The sequence below is a fragment of the Spirosoma fluminis genome (assembly GCF_054778895.1).
Map to the genome: position 1 here is coordinate 235,259 of NZ_BAAGZD010000004.1, position 20,675 is coordinate 255,933.

General features: G+C 52.0%; 17 protein-coding genes. 11 read left to right on the plus strand and 6 right to left on the minus strand.

What is annotated here, in order from left to right:
* Nucleotides 1-1,080, minus strand: a complete 1,080-nt coding sequence (locus ACYVBJ_RS06405) for an SMP-30/gluconolactonase/LRE family protein (RefSeq protein ID WP_460981465.1) — start codon at nt 1,078-1,080, stop codon at nt 1-3.
* Between the two features lie 126 nt (nt 1,081-1,206).
* On the opposite strand from ACYVBJ_RS06405, the gene hslV reads away from it, so the two are divergent.
* The 3 genes from hslV to ACYVBJ_RS06420 all read left to right on the plus strand — a co-directional run bounded on the left by hslV (nt 1,207) and on the right by ACYVBJ_RS06420 (nt 3,733).
* The gene (gene hslV, locus ACYVBJ_RS06410; RefSeq protein WP_460981466.1) at nt 1,207-1,746 is read left to right on the plus strand and encodes an ATP-dependent protease subunit HslV; all 540 of its coding nucleotides are present in this window, start codon (nt 1,207-1,209) and stop codon (nt 1,744-1,746) included.
* Between the two features lie 87 nt (nt 1,747-1,833).
* A complete protein-coding gene (locus ACYVBJ_RS06415; protein ID WP_460981467.1) occupies nt 1,834-3,315 on the plus strand; it encodes a sensor histidine kinase in 1,482 nt (493 codons plus the stop codon).
* On the plus strand, nt 3,269-3,733 hold the full coding sequence (locus ACYVBJ_RS06420) for a response regulator (RefSeq protein ID WP_460978088.1): 465 nt from the start codon (nt 3,269-3,271) through the stop codon (nt 3,731-3,733). Before ACYVBJ_RS06415 ends, ACYVBJ_RS06420 begins: the two co-directional genes overlap by 47 nt.
* 86 nt (nt 3,734-3,819) lie before the next feature.
* Here ACYVBJ_RS06420 and dacB read toward each other — a convergent pair whose 3' ends face one another.
* Nucleotides 3,820-5,355, minus strand: coding sequence for a D-alanyl-D-alanine carboxypeptidase/D-alanyl-D-alanine endopeptidase (gene dacB, locus ACYVBJ_RS06425; protein ID WP_460981468.1), 1,536 nt, complete (start codon nt 5,353-5,355; stop codon nt 3,820-3,822).
* Between the two features lie 140 nt (nt 5,356-5,495).
* Here dacB and ACYVBJ_RS06430 point away from each other — a divergent pair, with 140 nt between their 5' ends.
* From ACYVBJ_RS06430 to ACYVBJ_RS06465, 8 genes are all read left to right on the plus strand, one after another.
* On the plus strand, nt 5,496-6,926 hold the full coding sequence (locus ACYVBJ_RS06430; protein WP_460981469.1) for an MBL fold metallo-hydrolase RNA specificity domain-containing protein: 1,431 nt from the start codon (nt 5,496-5,498) through the stop codon (nt 6,924-6,926).
* Nucleotides 6,927-7,010: 84 nt separating this feature from the next.
* Nucleotides 7,011-7,964: an acetyl-CoA carboxylase carboxyltransferase subunit alpha gene (locus ACYVBJ_RS06435; protein WP_460981470.1), complete on the plus strand. Its 954-nt coding sequence runs from the start codon at nt 7,011-7,013 to the stop codon at nt 7,962-7,964.
* A gap of 68 nt (nt 7,965-8,032) precedes the next feature.
* Nucleotides 8,033-8,689 carry an HAD family hydrolase gene (locus ACYVBJ_RS06440; RefSeq protein ID WP_460981471.1) on the plus strand — a complete coding sequence of 219 codons (657 nt, stop codon included), beginning with the start codon at nt 8,033-8,035 and terminating at the stop codon, nt 8,687-8,689.
* A 60-nt stretch (nt 8,690-8,749) separates the two neighbouring features.
* Nucleotides 8,750-9,922 (plus strand): site-2 protease family protein, encoded by a 1,173-nt coding sequence (locus ACYVBJ_RS06445; RefSeq protein ID WP_460981472.1) that lies wholly within the window; start codon nt 8,750-8,752, stop codon nt 9,920-9,922.
* Between the two features lie 161 nt (nt 9,923-10,083).
* Complete coding sequence (locus ACYVBJ_RS06450) at nt 10,084-10,674, plus strand: RNA polymerase sigma factor (protein ID WP_460978082.1); 591 nt, start codon at nt 10,084-10,086, stop codon at nt 10,672-10,674.
* Nucleotides 10,671-11,399 carry a tetratricopeptide repeat protein gene (locus tag ACYVBJ_RS06455; RefSeq protein ID WP_460981473.1) on the plus strand — a complete coding sequence of 243 codons (729 nt, stop codon included), beginning with the start codon at nt 10,671-10,673 and terminating at the stop codon, nt 11,397-11,399. The genes ACYVBJ_RS06450 and ACYVBJ_RS06455 overlap by 4 nt, the downstream gene beginning before the upstream one ends.
* A gap of 15 nt (nt 11,400-11,414) precedes the next feature.
* Complete coding sequence (locus ACYVBJ_RS06460; RefSeq protein ID WP_460981474.1) at nt 11,415-11,867, plus strand: hypothetical protein; 453 nt, start codon at nt 11,415-11,417, stop codon at nt 11,865-11,867.
* A 72-nt stretch (nt 11,868-11,939) separates the two neighbouring features.
* Nucleotides 11,940-14,720 carry a CHAT domain-containing protein gene (locus ACYVBJ_RS06465; protein ID WP_460981475.1) on the plus strand — a complete coding sequence of 927 codons (2,781 nt, stop codon included), beginning with the start codon at nt 11,940-11,942 and terminating at the stop codon, nt 14,718-14,720.
* Here ACYVBJ_RS06465 and ACYVBJ_RS06470 read toward each other — a convergent pair.
* From ACYVBJ_RS06470 to ACYVBJ_RS06485, 4 genes are all read right to left on the minus strand, one after another.
* On the minus strand, nt 14,686-15,303 hold the full coding sequence (locus ACYVBJ_RS06470; protein ID WP_460981476.1) for a 3'-5' exonuclease: 618 nt from the start codon (nt 15,301-15,303) through the stop codon (nt 14,686-14,688). The two genes, ACYVBJ_RS06465 and ACYVBJ_RS06470, sit on opposite strands and share 35 nt — an antisense overlap.
* A 201-nt stretch (nt 15,304-15,504) precedes the next feature.
* The gene (locus ACYVBJ_RS06475; protein WP_460981477.1) at nt 15,505-16,620 is read right to left on the minus strand and encodes a DUF2911 domain-containing protein; all 1,116 of its coding nucleotides are present in this window, start codon (nt 16,618-16,620) and stop codon (nt 15,505-15,507) included.
* 109 nt (nt 16,621-16,729) lie between these two features.
* Nucleotides 16,730-18,862: an FUSC family protein gene (locus ACYVBJ_RS06480; protein WP_460981478.1), complete on the minus strand. Its 2,133-nt coding sequence runs from the start codon at nt 18,860-18,862 to the stop codon at nt 16,730-16,732.
* A gap of 33 nt (nt 18,863-18,895) precedes the next feature.
* Complete coding sequence (locus tag ACYVBJ_RS06485) at nt 18,896-20,662, minus strand: ABC transporter ATP-binding protein (protein WP_460981479.1); 1,767 nt, start codon at nt 20,660-20,662, stop codon at nt 18,896-18,898.
* Between the last annotated feature and the right edge of the window lie 13 nt (nt 20,663-20,675).

Genomic DNA, 20,675 nt, shown 5'->3' on the forward strand with positions numbered 1-20,675 from the left:
TTAGTTACGCGGTAGTTTTACCCGGTATAGCCAGTAAGGCTCTTTTACCTGACTGACGCCCCCGTTGAATTTAGGAAGTCGCTCGTACTGGGCCGCCGTTACGTAGAGATACCCATCCGCCGTAATGGCGTAGCTGTCGGGCCAAAGCAGCCGCTCATCGGTTACCACCGTTTCAAGTTTACCCGCCGGTGTCATGCGCCGGATCGTTTTCGCTGGCGAATCTCCCATATACACATTCCCAGCCTGATCGGCAATCATACCATGCGAAATGCCGGCTTCACCTATATCTTCTACGTAAGCACCTAGCTGTTGATCCGTAAGCGATGCATCGCTCAGCCGGTTCGTTTCAAGGCGATACAAGCGCTTTTTGGTGATTGGCCGGTAATACAAATACCTGAAGTCGGGCGTAAGGGCAATGCCGTTGACATGACTGGAAAACGGTTTGCCGCTATTGTCGCGGACTTCCTTCCCGTCGATGGTTAAGATCACACTTGGGTCGGCCGTGGTAGATGGGTGTTTGGTGAGCACACTGCGACTTTTTCCCGTTTTCAAATCCAGCACAACCAGACAAGCCCGACCCGGATCGGATAAGTAAGCCACCTGCCGACGCGGATCGACCTGTACGTCGTTCAGACCAGCCTGATTTAGGGGCAGATCGTTGAAGCGGTACGTGTTCGTAATTCGATTGGTGGCCAAATCGATACGTAACAGCTTAACCCCGGCCGGGATCGACTTGCCGAAGTTTGGGTTAGCGGGGTCGAGTACCCAGAGGGCGTCGTCCTGATCGATAAACAAGGCTTGCACACTAACAAAATGCTGTTGAGGGGCCGTCGTGTCCCATTGATTCCAGGCCGCATCCGGGAAGGGTTTGCGCTGGCCGTTTTTCGTTACTTCGACTAACCCATACTGATACGTATCGGTCCAGCGGGGAAACGAAACGAACAATCGGTTAGCTTTCGATATGGCGACGCCAACGGGCTGATAGGCGCCAAAAGATATGGCTTCTTCCAGGCGAGATGGGACCGTTTGCGCTGTACTATACAGTGATGCCAGTAAAATAAACAAGAAAGCGGCCTTCATACACGTTTTGCAATATGGTGTATTCGCTGAACCGACCATTTATTAGGTTTGTTCAACCGCTTTTTTACCGTGTAACGGACGAAATTTACCCCAAACGTGTTATACTACACAACCAAATCACAATTCATGCAACCTGTAATTCACGCTACCACTGTTGTCGGCATCCGGCATAACGGGCAAGTATCGCTCGGTGCCGACGGGCAGGCTACGATGGGTAATACTGTCGCCAAGAGCAATGTTCGGAAAGTCCGCGTTTTGATGGGCGGAAAAATACTGGCCGGCTTTGCGGGATCAACTGCCGATGCCTTTACGTTGATCGAACGGTTCGAAGAAAAGCTGAATGCCTACGGCGGCAATCTGAAACGGGCGGCTATTGAACTGGCAAAAGACTGGCGTACAGACCGGTACCTGCGTAAGCTTGAGGCCATGATGATCGTTGCCTCGAAGGATGACCTGCTGCTGGTGTCGGGTACTGGCGACGTGATCGAGCCCGATCATGACGTAGCGGCCATCGGGTCGGGCGGGATGTATGCCCAGTCGGCGGCCGTCGCCCTGAAAAAGCACGCGGCTGCGCTCTCCGCCGAAGAGATGGTACGGGAGAGCTTACACATTGCCGCCGACGTCTGCATCTATACCAATCATAATATCATGGTCGAGACGTTGTAGAAACAAACCGGCGGGTAGGGCGTAGGCCGGTTCGTCAGGTTTGCGCTGTCTTTTTTATCTTTGCGACGTACACGATTAACCGGCGTTATGAAATTAATTAACCGATTTGCACCCAAACTCATGAGCCGACGCATTGCGTTGGGCTTCGTTGTGGCGATGGTGCTGATTGCGTCGGGGTTTACCATTTCCTTTTATAGCTACACCCAATATCGGGAAGCGACCAAACAGGTCCGGCACACGTACGAAGTCACCAGCGCCATTGAAACGATTCTATCGCTGGTGAAGGACGTGGAGACCGGGGCCAGAGGCTATGCATTAACCAACGATCCCGGTTATCTGGAGCCGTATGATCTGGGTGTCAATCAGTTACCGCAGGAAATGGCGCGGCTGCGTAGTCTGATGGGGTCGAATGAATCTCCGCAGAAACGGGTCAGGAAGCTTGAGCAGCTCATTCTGGCGAAGCTGGAGATTACCAAGGTACGTATCAACCAGCCGCCGGTCGATAAGATCGCCAGTTTAAAGTTAAGTGCCGAAGAGAAACGACGTATGGATGCGTTACGTCGGCAGGTGGCTATTATGGTCGACATGGAGCAGATTCTGGTGGAGCTGCGAAATGATCAGGCCGAACGGTCCTTTCGCCACACCATCATCCTTATTTTTTCGCTGTCGCTGTTAACATTCATTACGTTAGCGATTTCGTACCGGCTGCTGGAGCAGGAGTTGTTGCACCGGCAGGAAACGGAAGATCAGCTTCGGGCGTTTGAGGTCAAACTGAAAGAGCAGATCCGGCAGTTGCAGGCTTCCAATGATGAACTGGAGCGCTTTGCCTTCGTGGCCAGCCACGATTTGCAGGAGCCGCTGCGTAAGATTCAGTCGTTTGCCGATTTAATTACGGAGCGGTACAGTAATTTGTTCGATGGTGACAGCCGGATGTTCATGAACAAGATTTCCCATTCGGCCGAACGAATGTCGAAGCTGATCAAAGACCTGCTGAATTTTTCCCGTATATCGAATCACCGTGAGGACTTTGAGCCCGTTAAACTGAATGATATTGTCCGCCGAATTCTGGACGATCAGGAACTCCGAATCAAAGGATTGAATGTGCAGGTAATAATCGGATGGTTACCTATGATTCCGGCAGTATCTAGTCAGATGGATCATCTGTTCAATAATTTAATCTCGAATGCACTTAAATTTGTAAGGACCGATGCGCAGCCCGTTTTACGGATTGAAGCGCGGGCCGTTGATGGCAGTGACTATCCGGAACTGGTGGCGGGCCGCCGTTATTTCGAAATAATTATTGAAGACAACGGAATCGGTTTTGATGAAAAATACCTAGACCATATCTTTAAAGTTTTTCAACGATTGCACGGCAAAACCGCTTTTGAAGGTACCGGTATCGGACTGGCTATCTGCAAGCGGGTTGTTGTGTATCATCAGGGGTATATCACCGCCCGTAGCCAGCCCAATCAGGGCACAACCTTCGTGGTAGTCTTACCTGAAAGCCAATTATTGCAGAACTATGACCGACCAAACTCAACCGAAGCCTATTCATATACTGTTGGTTGATGACGATGAGGACGACCGTTACCTCACTCGTGAGGCTTTTCATCAGCACTATCCCTCCAGCCGCATCTCATTTGCCGAAGACGGTGAGGATTTGCTTGACTTTTTGAAGTATGAAGGCCGTTACGTTGGTGCCGAACATTCGTTGCCCGAACTGATTCTGCTGGATCTGAACATGCCCCGTAAAGACGGTCGCGAGGCCCTGCGTGAAATCAAGAGCAGTGAGCAACTGCGCCATATTCCGATTGTTGTCCTGACGACTTCCGACGCGAAAGATGATATCGAAACCTCGTATTTCAACGGGGCCAACAGCTTCATTACCAAACCGCCTACCTTTCAGCGGCTAAGCGAGGTGACTAAGGCAATTGGCCAGTATTGGTTTAACGTAGTAACAATCTGCGAACACGAGTCGGGTGAGTGAGCTGGATAATAAGTCAATAAGTGAAGTGAGTGTACCAAGCGATTAGGTTTATACCGATCTATTCTACTCGCTCCACTTACTTACCCTCATTTCCCCGATAGCTTCACCAGGTTCACGAAAATCCTCTCCAGTTCGGCGGTAACCGCACGGTTCTGGCCGGGCGTGAACTTGTTGACGAGCACACAAAAGGTCATCGGCTCGCCGTCGCTGGCGGTGAAATAGCCGGCATACGCCCGGACTCCCTCAATCGAGCCACTCTTTGCCCGGATGTTACCCGCTGCGGCCGTCCCTCTGGCCAAGGTACGGACCGTACCGCTCTGCCCCACAACTGGGATCGTTGCGTAGAAATGCGGAAACGTTTTTTCGCGGCCCATCGCACTCAGAATGCCCGTCATATTGTCGGCGGTGAGCGCACCAACGGCCGATAAACCGCTGCCGTCCCGAATGCGAAATCCCTCCAGATTTACTCCTTTAGTCTTCCAGAATGTTACCAGCGCATCAATACTCGCTTCGGTGGAGCGAACCGGTTTGGCAAGCGCCAGCGACGTAGTACGCAGCATGGCCTCGGCGTATAGATTAATGCTCTGAAAATTTGTCTGCTGAATCAACTCGGTCAAGGCCGGGGATTTATGCTGATTGAGCACCGTTCGTTTTCCCGACGTAACAACCGTTGTCGACTGACCGCCCCCCAGGGAGACCGGTGGTCCACTAATCGTTATGTTCTCCTGGATGAGCTGTTCCTGCAAGGCATAAGCGGCAAAATAGGCCGGGTCGGGCAGGGCCCCTTTTACGCTGAATTCATTCGCGGGTTCGCCCATCGGCACTTTCCCGGTCAGCCACTGCTGATTCATGAACGGCGTACCGTAAATGTTTACCTGATCGCCCGTATTGGCCGCATCGGTGGTGACCGTATTGCGAAACGTTACGTATGGAATTAATGGATCGGTACGTAATACTGTCGCCTGGGCACCCACTGATTTGCCGGGCCGGAAAAATACGCGATACAAGTTTTCGTTCATATTAAGTGCGCTTAGGCTGGCACCGTAATAATTACCCAAATCGCCGAACGGCCAGGTGTCGGGTGTAGTCAGGTCATCGTAAATACTGGCATCGCCCACTACCGCCCCCTGAATCCGGCGAATACCAGCGGCTCGCACTGCGTCCGACCAGCTTTTGAGCTGCGCCGATACGTCATTGTAGCCGGGGTATCGCCAACTGCCCAGCGATGGGTCGCCCGTGCCGCGGATGTACAGGTTACCCGTAAGCACGCTGTCGGTGATGGTGCCGTTGTATTCGAGTGTCGTGGTATATGTATAGCTTGGCCCCAGTACCACCAGGGCCGTAGCGGTAGTAATCAGTTTAAGCGTAGAGGCTGAAGGCAGACTCTGGCGGGCGTTGTAGCCAATCAGCTCTTCGCCATCCCGCACGCGACGAACCGAAAGCGCAACGGTTCCGAAGCGGACGGCGGGCCCGGCCTGAAACGCTTCTACCTGTCTTAAAAGCCGTTGCGTTGCCAGTGAATCGACAGCCGGCTGGTCCTGCGGAAAGGCTTGAATGGCCGTAAAAAAAACAAATAGAAAAACGAGCGGGTTGACCCGTAGGAAAGAGGTAAAATAGGGCATAAAGCGCGTTTGGGAACAGTTAGGCGATTCGGGTGGTATTTTGTACTTTTGCAAACTTACGTAATTCGTACCACCCAACTTGCGCTAAACCACCCTTTAACGATTTTGATCAAAAGCCACTGGCTATTTAAGCTATACGCATGAAATTAGCATTTCTGGGGGCAGCCCGGCAGGTTACAGGTAGTATGTACCTGCTGGAACTGGAGGATGATTACCGCATCCTGATTGACTGTGGGTCGGACATGGAACGATCCGGTTCCAACGGTCAAGCGGTCCCAACAACTCCTCATCCAGGATTCTTTCCGTTTGAGGCTTCAAGCATAAACTTAGTCCTACTCACGCACGCTCACGTCGACCATTCGGGAAATTTACCCAACTTGTTTCGGGAAGGGTACGAAGGCCAGATCTTATGCACCGAACCGACATTCGCTCTGACGAACGTATTGCTCAAAGATGCGGCTTCCCTGAATCAGAAGCGTATTAATGAGTTGAACGCCAGTAAGAAACAGCGCGTAAAAGATCGGCAGGCACAGATGCAGAAAGACTTGTTTCTCGATAAACAGGTCCGCGAAGCTATGGAGAACGTAGTGCCCATTGCCTTTAACCGAAAGTTTAAAGTAGCCGATGGCGTCGATGTTACGTTCATTCCCGCTGGCCACTTGCTGGGGGCCGCTCATATTGTGATCAACGTAGTTGAAAACGGCGAGCGGAAAAGTATTTGCTTCTCCGGCGACATTGGGCGTCGCAATTACCCGCTCCTGGTCGATCCGGCTCCTGTTCCGCAGGTTGATTATCTGATCTGCGAAAGCACCTACGGCAACCGGCTCCACGAAAATATGATGTCGCCCGAAGATGCGCTGGCCGACGTTATTCAGCGGACGTGTATCGACATTCCCGGCCGACTCATTATTCCTTCGTTCAGTGTGGGGCGGACCCAGGCCTTACTGTATACGCTGAACCGCCTGTATACCGAACGCGACTTTCCGCCTATTCGGGTTTTTTCGGATAGCCCCATGGCGTTCGAAAGCTCGAAGATCTATTCGCAGCACGTGAAGATGCTGAACGGGGAGGCCAAGGAGTTCTATAAAGAAAACGAAGCCCTGTTCGATTTTCAGAATTTTCAGTTTCTGGAGTCTTCAAAAGCTAGTAAAGCGGTTTCAAACTACGGCGAACCCTGCATCATCATCTCTTCGTCGGGTATGGTACAGGGCGGTCGGGTCGAGTATCACGTTGCCGAAAACATCAGCAATCCGTATTCAACCATCCTGATTATCGGGTACTGCGCCGAAGGAACGCTCGGCTGGCGGCTGCTCAATGGGCAGCAGACGCTGAGTATCAAAGGAAAAGACCACCAGGTGCTGGCAAAAATCGAGAAAATTGACGTGTTCAGCGGTCACGGCGACCGAAACGACCTGATGAATTTTGTGGGCATGCAGTCGCCCGAAACACTCCGGAATATTTTCCTGGTTCACGGAGAATATGAGAGCATGGAGTCGTTTAAGGCGACGTTGGCCGAAGCGGGTTACCCGCAGGTAATTATTCCGAAAAAAGGCGAAAGCTTTGAACTATAAAGAGCAAAGGGAAGAGAGGGAGGAAGGAGGAAAGGGGTTTGTCTCTCCTCCCGTTTGTCCCTTTCCCCCTTCCTCCCTTCTTTTATGAGAACATACCTAGACTTTGAAAAGCCCATTGCCGACCTGGAATCGCGGCTGGAGGAAACCAAAACATTGGCGCAAACCAGCAACGTAGATGTTAGTGAAGCGGTTGGTGTTCTTGAACAAAGTATCGACAAGCTTCGGCGGGAGATTTATCAGAACCTTACGCGTTGGCAGCGGGTTCAGTTGTCCCGCCACCCCGACCGGCCATACACTCTTGATTACATCTCGCTGATGTGCGATCAGTTCATTGAACTGCACGGCGACCGGACCGTTCGCGACGACCCGGCTATGGTTGGGGGGTTCTGCGAGTTAGATGGACAAACAGTAATGATCATTGGTCAGCAGAAGGGACGTAACACCAAGCAGCGTCAGCACCGTAATTTCGGAATGCCAAACCCCGAAGGCTACCGGAAAGCCCTGCGGCTGATGAAACTGGCCGAGAAATTCAACAAACCAATCATTACGTTGATCGACACTCCCGGAGCCTTTCCGGGTCTGGAAGCCGAAGAGCGTGGGCAGGGCGAAGCCATCGCCCGCAACCTGAAAGAGATGTTCATGCTGACGGTGCCCGTTATCTGCATTGTCATTGGCGAAGGGGCATCGGGGGGCGCGTTGGGCATTGCCATCGGCGACCGCGTGCTCATGCTGGAAAATACGTGGTATTCGGTGATTTCGCCTGAGAACTGCTCAACCATCCTGTGGCGAAGCTGGAATTATAAGGAGCAGGCGGCCGAAGCCATGAAGCTGACGGCCAAGGACATGACTTCGTTCAAGCTCGTAGACGGTATTGTTGACGAACCGCTGGGTGGTGCGCACAATGACCACACTGAAATGGCCAATCACCTCAAAAGGGTCATTCTCGATACGTTAGCCGAACTCAGTGCTATTGATCCACAGGAACGTATCAACCAGCGTATCGATAAATTCTGCTCAATGGGCGTGGTGGTTGAGTAAGTTGTTTGTTCCAAACGGAATGCCTTTGCTCTACAACCAGTAAAATTAGAATGGTATAATCAACCCACATGGCAACGCTTAAAAACCTCATTTTTGATCTTGGTGACGTCATCATACCCATTGACCTGACGGCGCCTATCCGCAACTTCGCCATGCTGGCGAAACTGCCCGAAGAGGAGGTGCGGGCGATCTGGAAACAGCACGACTTTATCAATCGGTACGAAACCGGTCTGATCGACGATGAATCGTTCCGGGGCCACGTTCGGGAGTTGTTAAGGAATCGGGCCACAGAAGCTGGTACCGAAACGGTCGCGTCGGATGCGTGGGCCGATGAGATCATCGATACGGCCTGGAATACCGTGCTGCTTGATCTGCCGCTTGAACGAATTGAGCGCATCAAAGCGTTGAAACCCAATTACCGGCTGTTTCTGCTCAGTAATACCAGTCCCATCCACATTCGGCAGGTGAACCACGTCCTGACGGGTATGGGCCAGCCAACGCTGGAAGAACTCTTCGAGCGGGTATTTTATTCGTATGAAGTACGGATGGCGAAGCCTTCGCCGGAGATCTACCAGCATGTGTTGTCCGAAGCGGGTCTGATAGCCGAGGAAACGGCTTTCTTCGACGACAATGCTGCGAACATCCGGGCGGCTGCGGAGTTGGGTATTCAGGCGGTGCATGTGCAACCGCCCGAAACGATTTTAGATTATTTAGAGGATAAGTAAGTAACGCGGGTGGGAAGCCCGTGCCGCTGTTTACTGTGGGTTTCTACCCGCGTTACCTGTATGACGCCACGTACCAAAACGTACCTCCTTCATGGAGGTCTTTTTTTAATTACGCTTGTCACCACAACCTTGGCCGGGGCGGAGTGGATGTACGGCCGAGTGTTCCTGCCGGAGAGCTTTATGGAAAGCTTGGGGGTCAAGGGTATGAAACCGTTGGGCTGGGCCGAATTCGTGGACGGATTCCAGTTTTCAGTACCGTTCCTAGCGATTCTTACCGTACACGAATTTGGGCATTATTTCACGGCAAAAGCAAACCGCGTTCGGGTAACCCTACCGTATTATATTCCGCTGTGGCTGGGTATTGGGCAAAGCATCGGAACGCTGGGGGCTTTTATCCGCATTCAAGACTACATCAACAGTCGCCGAAAATACTTCGACATTGGCATTGCTGGCCCGCTGGCGGGATTTGTGCTGGCGCTTGCCGTGTTGTGGTACGCGTTTACTCACCTGCCCCCGCCGGAGTTTATCTTCACCATTCACCCTGAATACCAGAAGTGGGGGCTTGATTATGGTAAATACGCCTATGCGAATCTGCCGCCGGACGCAGCGGTCGGTTTGGGTGACAATCTATTATTCAGCTTTTTCAAACAGTACGTAGCAGACCCGGCTCGTGTGCCTCATCCCAACGAAATGATGCATTATCCATACGTACTGGCTGGCTACCTGGCCCTGTTCTTTACGTCGCTTAACCTGATCCCCATTGGTCAGCTCGATGGCGGACATATCCTGTACGCCCTCGTTGGGCCGAAACGGTACCGCTGGATAGCACCCGCTCTGTTTATTACGTTCGCGTTTTATGCCGGGCTTGGGTTTTTCAAACCGGTCGATTTCGCGATTCCTTCAAACGAAGCCTTTTTTACGGAACTGGGCTATCTCGGCCTGTACATCTTGTTTCTGTCGTTGTGCTTTTCGCGGATCAGCGAGAACCGCACAACCGTATGGTTCATTACAATGAGCGTTGTTGCCCTGCAACTGCTGTGCTCGTGGATACGTCCGGATTGGGAGGGTTACCCTAATTTTCTGGTATTTGTTTTTGTAGTGGGGCGGTTTTTAGGCGTATATCACCCTGAAACTGAACAGGAAGAGCCACTTAATGCAACACGCCAGGTGTTGGGCTGGCTGGCGTTACTCATCTTCGTGCTGTGCTTTAGTCCCCGGCCTTTTCTGATTTAAAAGTTACCAAACTTACTATGAGGTTGCGAAAGCCGGTCCGCGTTGATACGTAGCAGACCGGCTTTCGCCGTTTACAAACCCATCTTAATGAAATTCAGTTCTGTAGCGAAACCAAGCTCCTATTTTTAGTACCTTACGGGCACACAATCCCCGTTTATGGTATGCGACTTTTTTCCCGGCAGCTCCCCGATGCTGATTTAATGGCCGGTATTCGGGCGGGCGGAACCCAGCGTCGGCTTTACGAAAACAAGTTGTACGAGAAATATGATTACCTCATCGCCGATGGTACACGTAAGCACCGGTTAAGTGAAGATGAATGCGCCAGTGCCTATTCTGACGCGGTTTTAACGATCTTCGAGCACATCACAACGGGCCGTTTTGAAGGGCGTTCGGAACTTAAAACCTATCTCTATCAAATATTTACGAACAAATGTGTTGACGCAATTCGAAAAAAAACGACTAATCGAAGTAGCGTACACGATGCCTTCTCGCTGGATGATTCGCTGATGCAATTGCCCGACGAGGCCAAGTCGGCGGTGCAGCGTTTAATTGCGCAGAGTGACGTAGAAAATCTCTACCGGCATCTGCGTGAACTGGGCGAGAAATGCCGTGCCATGATTCTGTCATGGGGGGAGGGGTACTCGGATGACGAGATTGCTGCGGCTATGGGGTATAATACCGCTGCCGTGGCCAAGACCAGCCGCTTACGTTGCCTGGATAAACTTCGTGAACGATATCGCGCAACCCTATGATTGATCTGGAAACCATTGAAAATTACGTAAACGGGCAACTCTCTGCCGGTGAGCGAGCTCAGTTCGAAACGGCGCTACGTACCGACCCCGCCGTGGCCGACGCGCTCGCGTTTTACGTACTCGCCAAACAAACTGCCAGGAATGAAGCCCGCGCCGAACGCCAGGCCGAACTCGATGCCCTGCGCCAACGCACGAGTAAACCGCTGATGAGTGCGCCTATACGCTGGGCCGCGGCCGCCAGTATTGTGCTCATTCTCAGTTTGGGCTGGTCGGTTTATCGGCTTCGCAACGAGGCGGTGGGGGCTGCGCAACTGGCAGACACGTACATCAGCGCTACATTCAGTCAGCTGAGCACGACCATGGGTGGCGAGACCGACAGCTTGGAAACAGGCGTTGGTTTATTTAACGAAAACAAGCTGGCCGAAGCAGAAGCTGTGTTCGAAAGCGTAATGACTAACCAGCCTGCCAACGACCGGGCGCTGAAATACGCGGGTATTGCTGCGTTTCGTCAGGGCGAGTACGACCAGGCCATCGACCGCTTCCATCGACTGAGCGAACGTACTGATTTATTTTCAAACCCCGGCTCGTTCTACGAAGCGCTTGCCCGTATAAAACGAGGTCAACCGACGGATACGAGTCAGGCAAAAAAGCTGCTGGAGGAGGTAGTCAATAAGAACCTGGAAGGAAAAGCTGAGGCCGAAAAACTGCTCGATAAATTAGATTGATAACCCGAACGCCTTATGAATACTACTAAAGTTATAAAGAAATCGGCCGTTTCAGCGGTGAATGCGTTAATGAATCAGCAGGATAAACTGGTGCTGAAATTTGAACCCGGCACATCGGTTCAGCACATTACGGAGTGGATAGATTATTTCCTGAAGCAAACGCCCAGCCGAAACGGACAGGCACCCATAAGGGCCGACTCGATGCACGTCAGCGCCGACGGAACGGTGATTGTCAGCGGTAAAAATATTGGGGCAGTACAAAGCCAGGGCGGTAAAGCAAGCGGGAAGGCCGCTCAAAAAAAGGGGACTGTAGCGAGCCCAGGCGAGGTAATGTACGGTGTCGATTCGTTCCAGGCTCCCCGCCCGCCCCGACCTAAGATTCCCGATCCGAACGAGCTGAATCAGATTATGGCGAAGATGGTTGGCCAGCCGGTATTGCTGAAAACAATGAAAACGGGCGGTCGATAAGGTGTAGAGACGTTTTTGCGGAGATCGAATTACTTTTGTTGCTGAACGTATTGGTTTACAAGAAAGCAGCAAATGATTTTCCGCTTCACCTTAGCCCTCGTGCTGTGTTTTGCTACCACCTTACTTTGGGGCCAGTGCGCGGATGCGGTGGCTGTTGCCAAACGGATTATAACCATTAAAGAAGGGCCAACCGAGCAGTGGCTGCCGGCTTGTTCTCAGTTAAAAGCCCAACTCGACCGCTGCCGGGCGGTTCAGGATTCGAATTACGCCGAGGTTTTGTTTCTCCTGGGCTACGCGCAGAGTTACGCCGGTAACAACGCGCAGGCCATCAAACTGACCAGGGCCAGTATCGGCATAAACAGCCGGAAGTCGCCGGACACAGCGCCGATCCGACGCATACAGGCTTTTTATTATCTAGGAAATTATCTGCGGGCTGACAATCAATCCCTAGAAGCCTTTGAGGCATATCAGCAGTGTATTACGCTCGGGAAACAGTCGCTTGCTCAAATCGCCAATGTTACCCGGGCGCTCATTGGCCAGGCTCAGGTCCTGTACCTTCGCGGGGATTACGAGCAGGCACTTATTAAAGCGCAGGAGAGTTATCAAACCGCTCTCATTCAACGGGATAAGCTTCTGCTCGCCGAGTGTTCCATCGAAATCGCCCGTAACCAGATCAACCTGGGCGATTTAGCGCAGGCCGAAAAAATGGCGCGTGCGGGCATTGAGCTAGCCAGAAATGACCCGTATGGCAGCGACATTGAGAACGTAAGCCGGGGAATCTTAGCCATTATTTTCCGATCGCAGAATAGAACGGAAGAAGCCCTTCGCGAATTGGAGCGTTCGGCTAATGCGTATAAAGCCATCGGTTATCTGGATCAGGCGGCTCATGCGTACAATAGCATCGGCGACCTTTATTTCAGGCGGAACGAGCTTGATAAAGCGCAGGCTTATTTTGAGCTGGCTTATACTAACTACCCTGAAAAGCATAATAAAGCGATCAGCCTTGATAATATTGGCAGCATCTACCGAAGCCGGAAGGCCTACGAGCAGGCACTGCATTATTTCCAGGACGCGTTTCAGCTGCTTCCAATTTCATTCAGGAATAAGAACGTTACCAAAAATCCGTCGGCTGAATCCATCCGGTTAATTACCCACGAGGAAATTCTGCTGTCGATTATGCAGGATAAAGCCGATACGTGGCTGGCTTACGCCAAGGCGACGAACAACCAGCAGTACCTGCGTAATGCCCTGGAAACGTATCAAATTGCTGACGATATGGTCGACATCATGCGCTGGCAGCAGGTAGGTCAGCAGTCAAAGCTGTTCTGGCGGCAGAAGACGCGGGCTATGTATGAACGCGCGATTGAAACGTGTTATCGGTTGAAAGATACCGAACAGGCTTTTCGGTTTCTGGAAAAAAGCCGGGCGGTGATGCTAACGGATAAGCTAAACGAACTCGGCGCACGGCAAAAACTTTCGCCATCGCAGATGGCCGAAGAACAGCGTTTATTACGGTCGGTTGGGTTGTATCAAATTAAACTGGCTCAGGCAGCTTCCGACAGCGTAGCCTACGCCAAAGCCCGTACGGCCCTGCTAATTGAACAGGATAAGCTGGATGCGTTCCGGAAACATCTGGAAGTGACCAACAGCGCCTATTTTCGCTATAAATACGACAATACTACACCCTCGCTGGCCGATTTACGTCGTAAGCTGGGGGCGTTGGATACCTACTTTCTGAGCTACTTCGTGGGCGATAAAGCGCTCTACGTATTAGGCGTTACAGACACAAGCAGTACGTTGATCCGGCAACCTGTCGACACGTATAACCAGAACGTAAAAGCGTTTATGGACCTGCTGAGTAACGCCGACGCCATGAACCGTAAAGCGAACCTGAACCAGTTTCTGAGCTTAGGACATGGCTTATACCAACAACTCATGGCGTCGCTTCGGGTGCCCGCAGGCCGGGTTGCAGTATCTCCGGATGGGGTATTTATTCCGTTTGAAACGTTGAGCCGGTCAACTAGCCTACCTGCGTATCTGGTTACTGATTATGCGTTTAGCTATACATACTCGGCTGGCCTGTTGTTAAAAAGTAATGCGGATAATACGGGGAAATCTGCATTCGATGTGACTGATTTTCTGGGTGTAGCGCCGGTACGGTTTGCGACAGCTCTGGGCCAGGTTGCCCTGCCGGGCTCCGACGTAGCGTTGCAGTCGATTGCCAGCCGCTTTAGGTCGCCAACCCTGCTGACCTATCAAAAGGCTACCCGGCGGGCGTTTTTACAAAAAGCTGCGGATGCCCGTGTGATTCATTTATTTACGCACGCTATAGCCGACAGCTCGGAGCGCGAACCACTCCTTTATTTTGCGGATTCAACGCTGCGGCTTTCCGATTTGGGCGACGGCAGTTTACCAAATGCACAACTGATCGTTCTGGCGGCCTGTAAAACGGGGGTAGGGGCCAATCAACAGGGAGAAGGCGTGTTTAGTCTGGCCCGTGGTTTTGCCGGCCTGGGTGCACCAAGTATCCTGACCACCCTGTGGAGCGTTGAAAACGATGCTACCTATAAGCTGACCAATCTGTTTTATCAGTACGTGGATGAGGGCATGCCCAAAGATCTCGCTCTGCAACGGGCAAAGCAGGACTGGCTTAGATCGGCCGGAGGAGCTGAGCAACTCCCCAACTTCTGGGCGGGCCTGATCCTGGTCGGCGATACAGAACCGCTCAGGGCGGGCAGCCGCTGGCCCTGGGTGGCCGGCGGACTGCTGCTGATTACGGGTGGATTCGGGGCCTGGCAATGGCGCCGGAAACGGAGAGCTAAACCGCTAGTTTCATGCCATCGCTCAGCTTGAATACTTCCTTCAGGCATTGCGCGGTAAGTACCGCATCTTCCAGCGCGTTATGAAAGCCATCTTCGCGAGCCAGGCCAAAGTAGCTGGCAATGGCGGTTAGGCTAAGCCGATCCGGCACCCGGCGACCATTGGCTTTCAGCACCCGAAACAGAAAATAACTGAGCGTGTGCAGGTCGACCAGCACCCGTGAATATGGCCACTTCAGCTTCTCATAGCGGTACGCTTCCCTGAGAAAGTTGATGTCGTTGATCACGCTCTGGCCGCAGATAACTACATCGCGCAGGTAAGGCGTACGGTCTAGCTGACCTTTGGGGACGCGCAACCCTAACTGATCACAAATCCACTCTTCCATCTCGGGCAGTACATCGTACATCATGGGTGCATCCTGCAGATCGGTCAGCGAGAGATTGTGTATTTTTTCGGAAGAGGACGAGAACGCATCTTCATTCTCGGGATAGACATTCGTCATGTACTGCCCTTTTTCAACCCAATTCTCGTCGAAGAGAACGGCACCAATCTGAATAATCTCGTTGTAATCTGGCTCTGGGCCAGTCATTTCCAGGTCAAGAACTAAAAAAGGCATACAGCAATTGAGTTAACCAAAACTAATAACGGTTAACGGATTTACAGTGCCTAAACTTTACTGAAAAATTATTCAGCTATTTTCCGTAGTATAAACTTTCAGGGTGGTTCTATGGTTTTACTCATAGCAGCACTGAAAAGCCCCGGACGATCACTCGCCGGGGCTTTGTGTTTATGTGTAATACAGATGGGAGAAGCTAAGTTAATTCACGTTTTTGCCTTCTTCCAGCAGCCTGATCATGTTCTCTACGTTCGTCTTGTTCTGGCCATTAGGTGACTGCGCCAGCGCGGCTTTCATGTAAGGAAGTGCTTCTTTATTTTTACCAATACCCGATAAGCCTCGCCCCAGGCCAACATTTGTCGTGAACTGGTTCGGATTTTTGTCATAATTGACTTTGAACACGTCATACGCTTCCTGAAACCGCTTCTGTGCCAGCAACTGACGCCCATATTGGTGCAGCTCGTTTAAACTACCCATCGGTAAGGCTTCTTTCATGAGGGCGGTTGCTTCCGCTGGCTTGGCCAGAGCAGTCAGAATAGAGGCTTTCGTGCTGAGGGTCTGAAAATTTTTCTGACCGATAAAAGGCGCACTAATCGCCTGATCAGCCCAGGCAAGTGCCTGATCTAAATCGCGCTTTTGCTGTAGACAATAGGATGCGGCCTGCACAAAAGACTGCCAGGCGAAACCAGGCGTGGTGCGCAGCTCATTCCGGAACGAGGCTAACTGATGGTTGTACACATCTGCGGTTACAGTAAAGGGAATCATACGCTTTTCCCATTGCAAGGTAATCGTAGCCGAGCTATCCGTTTGATTGATAAACTGATAAGTGAGCCACTCGACGCTTTTGTCGAGCGATTGGTTTCTTACCGTTACGCGCAGAGCATCTTCCTTAGGGTCGTAGTAATAGCTGCCCCAGGAAGCTGAATTTTTTGAAAAGATGACTGTGGTTTCCTGATCGCCCAACGCCATGAACAAACCATAGGTACCCGCTGCCAGCGGTTTCCCTTCAACCTGTACGTCGTGTGAGAACTGAATGGTGGTGTTCTCATTGGAACCCGCCCGCCAGGGAGCCGACTTACTCGTGCCGAAACCCAAATCTTGAAAGCCGTTGTGGGCAATGGTCGTACCCCAGATCTTGCCTTCGCGCCCTTTCACACCGGGCCGGTCGTAGTGGATCGTGATGTTTGCCAGGCCGATCTGTTCCGAGACCGACGCTTTTTTGTTGCCTCCGCCGGGTATGGTGGTTAATTGCTGGGCAAAACTGTTTTCGAACGCCGTTAACAAAACGGCTAAAAAGAGGATGGTTCTAATGTTCATGCAGTAAATGGTTTGATTACTAATGCATTGCAAAGAAACGCAATTCGTTGGCCACCAGACGTACCGCTCGACTTGCGATTTCTGCCGTTACTCAAAACGGGCCGCGCGTTTATCGTTTTACTTTTTCCAGTAGTTTGCTTATGTCGCTGCTGACTCGCTGAATGAACTGAAGTTGTTCGGTAAGCAGCGGATCGTCGGGCGTTACGTTGTCTGGGCTAGAAGGAACCGGGGGGGCATTGGCGCTTTGCTGTTCAGGTTCTACACCTTGTTGACGCAGACTTTCGGTCAGGGCAAAGAGTGCCCGCTTCGCCGGGCGTAATACCCCGGACGAATGCACGGTAGGGGTACTGTTGACTAACGCTGAGGTTATGGTGGCGATATTGGCCGACAGGATATGATTCAGCACTACAAATTCGTAAATGATACGTTCGTTCCGCTGCTTATGTTTGGGCTCTGACACCATCCGTTCAAAGGCCGCTGCCAAGTTAGCCGAGGTTACGTAGACCTCTTTACGAGCCAGCTTATAATCAACCAGATTGATGGAACGGCCCAATAGTCCATCGTATAATAGCTGCATGTAACGTACGTTAGCCAGTAACAGGGCCTTCATGGGCTTCGCCAGCTGGTCGGACTCCCAATTGGGAAACAAAAGATATCCGGTTGCTAAAGCAATAACGCCACCGAACAGGGTATCCAGAAAGCGTTCTTCGGCAACGCCCAGGTAACTGGCCCCCAGGAAGCTGAATAGAATGAGCACGAAGGGTGTTATGCAGACGACCATAACAATGTAGTTCACCCGCTGGGCGCTGTATGTGCCCAGCATGAACAGCACCATAAAGACAAAATGAATGGTCGAATCGGGTATGAATTTGAGAATTACCAACCCAATAAGTCCACCTACGAGCGTGCCCGAAATACGTTCGATGTTCCGTTGTTTGGTCAGGCTAAAGGCGGGTTTCAGAATGACTGAAATAGTCAGAATCACCCAGTAACTGTGGTGACCGTAGGAGCTGAGCTTGGTCAGAACGAAACCCAGCAACATGGCCACCGCCACACGGACCGAATGTCTGAAAACCGATGAATTGAGGGTCAGATTATCCAGAATGGATTTAACGTCAATTTCCTGGTGAGACACAAACCGCCCGTATTCCAGATCGCTGCGGATGGGGCCAACGTCGGGCGCAGTAAGGTTGCGCTGAATGGTAATTAAGCGCTGACTCAGATTACGCAGACTAACCAACACTTTTTTGAGCACGAGCGTGCTGCCCTCCTCGTCCCCGAGCGCGTCGATGCCCTGTTTTACGTCTTCCAGCAAAGGCGTAAAATCAGTAGCCCGGTGAATGGGTATCGAAACGGGCGATTGAATGTTCAGCCCAATATGATCGAGTTCGGTGGCTAACCCGCGTATGACTTTGGCGATTCGGTCGAGGACGCCCGTGTGGCCAAATCGTTCGCGAATGTCTGAGTAGTCGTAGTACATCGCTATAATCTGCTCGTACAGATCAACCACATCCACGAAGGTCAGCACCAGCAGCCGACCTGTTCGGGTTGACTCGGCCACGAAGCGTCTACTTTTGAATAAAATCTCCCGAACGGCGTCCTGCTTCTCGCTGACATCGACTTGCTGGGCTAACAGCTTCCGATAGTCGTCGTCTAACTGCGTGGCAACCGTATAAAAAGCAGCCTTGATCGTTAAAAATTTAGCTATTTCGTGAATACATTCACCTAGTGCCTGCTGCGCTGACCGGTAGGGCTGCAACCGGGACGAGAGCATACTGATTGCTGTGTACCATACCCCCCCGGCCAGGATCAGTCCGCTTTCGAGTAAAACCCCGGCGGGATCGAGCGGTCGGTCGATCATCAGGATCATCACCAGCAAGGCCGCCGTTCCAACCGAAGTGGCCCGGTTACCGTACACGGCAAGCATTGAGAATATAAACCCGAACAGGAAAATTTCCAGGCCCAAGGTATAGACATTCAGCCGGGCGAAACCGGTCACAATCGTTACCACAAATCCGGCCAGTACCGTAGCCGCCATGCCGTTACGTCGGTGAGCGGTAGGACCGGGGGCATCACTCAGGCTGACACTTAAGGCTCCGAGCGACATCGCCATGCCGGTCTGAAGCTGCCCCATCTGTGCGAACAACAGGGAAGGAAGCAATATGGACAGCGTAATCCGTAGACCATTCGAGAAGTACTGACTGGAAAGAAAGTAGCTGGCTTGCCGGATACGTTTGTTCATAGTGGGACTTTAACGGACCAATTGCAACAGATGTTACGGTTCGCGGACTAACGGCTCTGACTTTCGTTCGCCAATCTGTTGCCGCCACATGGCGTAATATAGTCCCTTCTGCGCAACCAACGTATCGTGATTGCCCATTTCAACAATTTTACCTTTCTCCAGGACAAAAATGGTGGTAGCGTGCAGGATGGTCGACAGTCGGTGGGCAATCAGAATGGTGATTTGCCCCTGTAAGGCCGATACGCGCCGAACCGTATCGGTAATTTCTTCTTCGGTGAGTGAGTCGAGAGCCGATGTAGCTTCGTCGAAGATAAGCATTCGCGGGCGCCTGACCAGAGCGCGGGCTATGGAGAGTCGTTGCTTTTCGCCCCCCGACATCTTGAGCCCTCCTTCACCAATCTCCGTGTCTAATCCTTTCCCCGAACGGGCCATGATCTGCGTACAGGCGGCTTTTCCCAGCGCATCCAGCATGTCGGCTTCGGTCGCGTTGGGTTTAACAAATAACAGATTTTCGCGGATTGTGCCGGCAAACAGGTGCGTTTCTTGGGTGACGAACCCAATTTGCCGACGCATCGGGTTGAAGCGTATATCTTTCGTCGACAACTGGTTATAAAATATCTCGCCGGCGCCCGGTCGGTAGAGGCCAACCAGCAACTTCACCATGGTTGATTTTCCTGATCCCGACGGACCAACAAAGGCGATGGTATCGCCAAGGGTAGCCTCAAACGAAACCCCATCGATGGCATTCTGACCAGCGCCTTTATGCCGGAAGACGACGTTGGCAAACCGCAATCGCTCGATGGGTCCAACCTCAACGGGTGACTCCGGATTGCGCTCGATCGGTTTCTGCATCAGCTGAGCAAAGCTGTTCAGGCCCGCTTCGGCTTCCCGATACGCCAGTATGATATTGCCCAGATCCTGCAATGGATTGAAAATGGCCACCGAAATAAACTGCATTGATATGAGCTCTCCCGTGCTTAGTACGTGTCGGAAGATGAGCCACAGCAGCGTAAACAGTACCGACTGTTTCAGGATGTTGAGCGTCGTACTCTGCCAGAAAGACAGCAGCCGTACCCGCTTCACTTTCAGCATTTCCAGATCGAATATCCGGGCGGTCTGGCCTTTCAGTCGCCGGATTTCCGGGAAAGTCAACCCCAGGCTTTTTACCAGTTCAATGTTTCGGAGCGACTCGGTGATAACGCCCGAGAGCAGGGCAGTCTCGCGGTTAATGGACCGCTGGGTCGTTTTGATTTCTTTGCTCAGCAGGCCAGTAAGGCCACCCAGCAGCAACACGCCGATCAGAAAGACCGGAACCAGCGCCCAGTGTTTCGTGACGGCATACCAGCTCAGAAAGCCGATGCCCACAACCGACGAAAAAAGTACTGACACAAAAGAGTTAATAAATTTTTCTGTGTCAGTACGTACTTTCTGGAGGATGGATAAAGTAGCTCCGCTGCTTTGGTCGCCAAACTCTTCGTACGATAAACGCAGCGTCTGGGCGAGCCCGTCGTTGAAAATATCCGTGCCAAATCGCTGCACAACCAGGCGAGTCAGGTATTCCTGAAAGGCCTTCATTACGTTCGACAGCACAGCTACGCCAACGGCCAGCGCGAGTAGTTGAAGTACACCCGTTAATTTCCCGGCTTCGGTTTTCTGGCCCGGATTGGTCGCGTACTCATCAATAAGTTTACCAAAAATGATGGGGTCGACCAGGGCCAGCACCTGTGCCATACCGGCTAGTGCCAACGATAGGCCAGCCAACCAGCGGTATGGTTTTAGGTACGTCCAGAGAATGCGCACGGGAAAGGAGTTA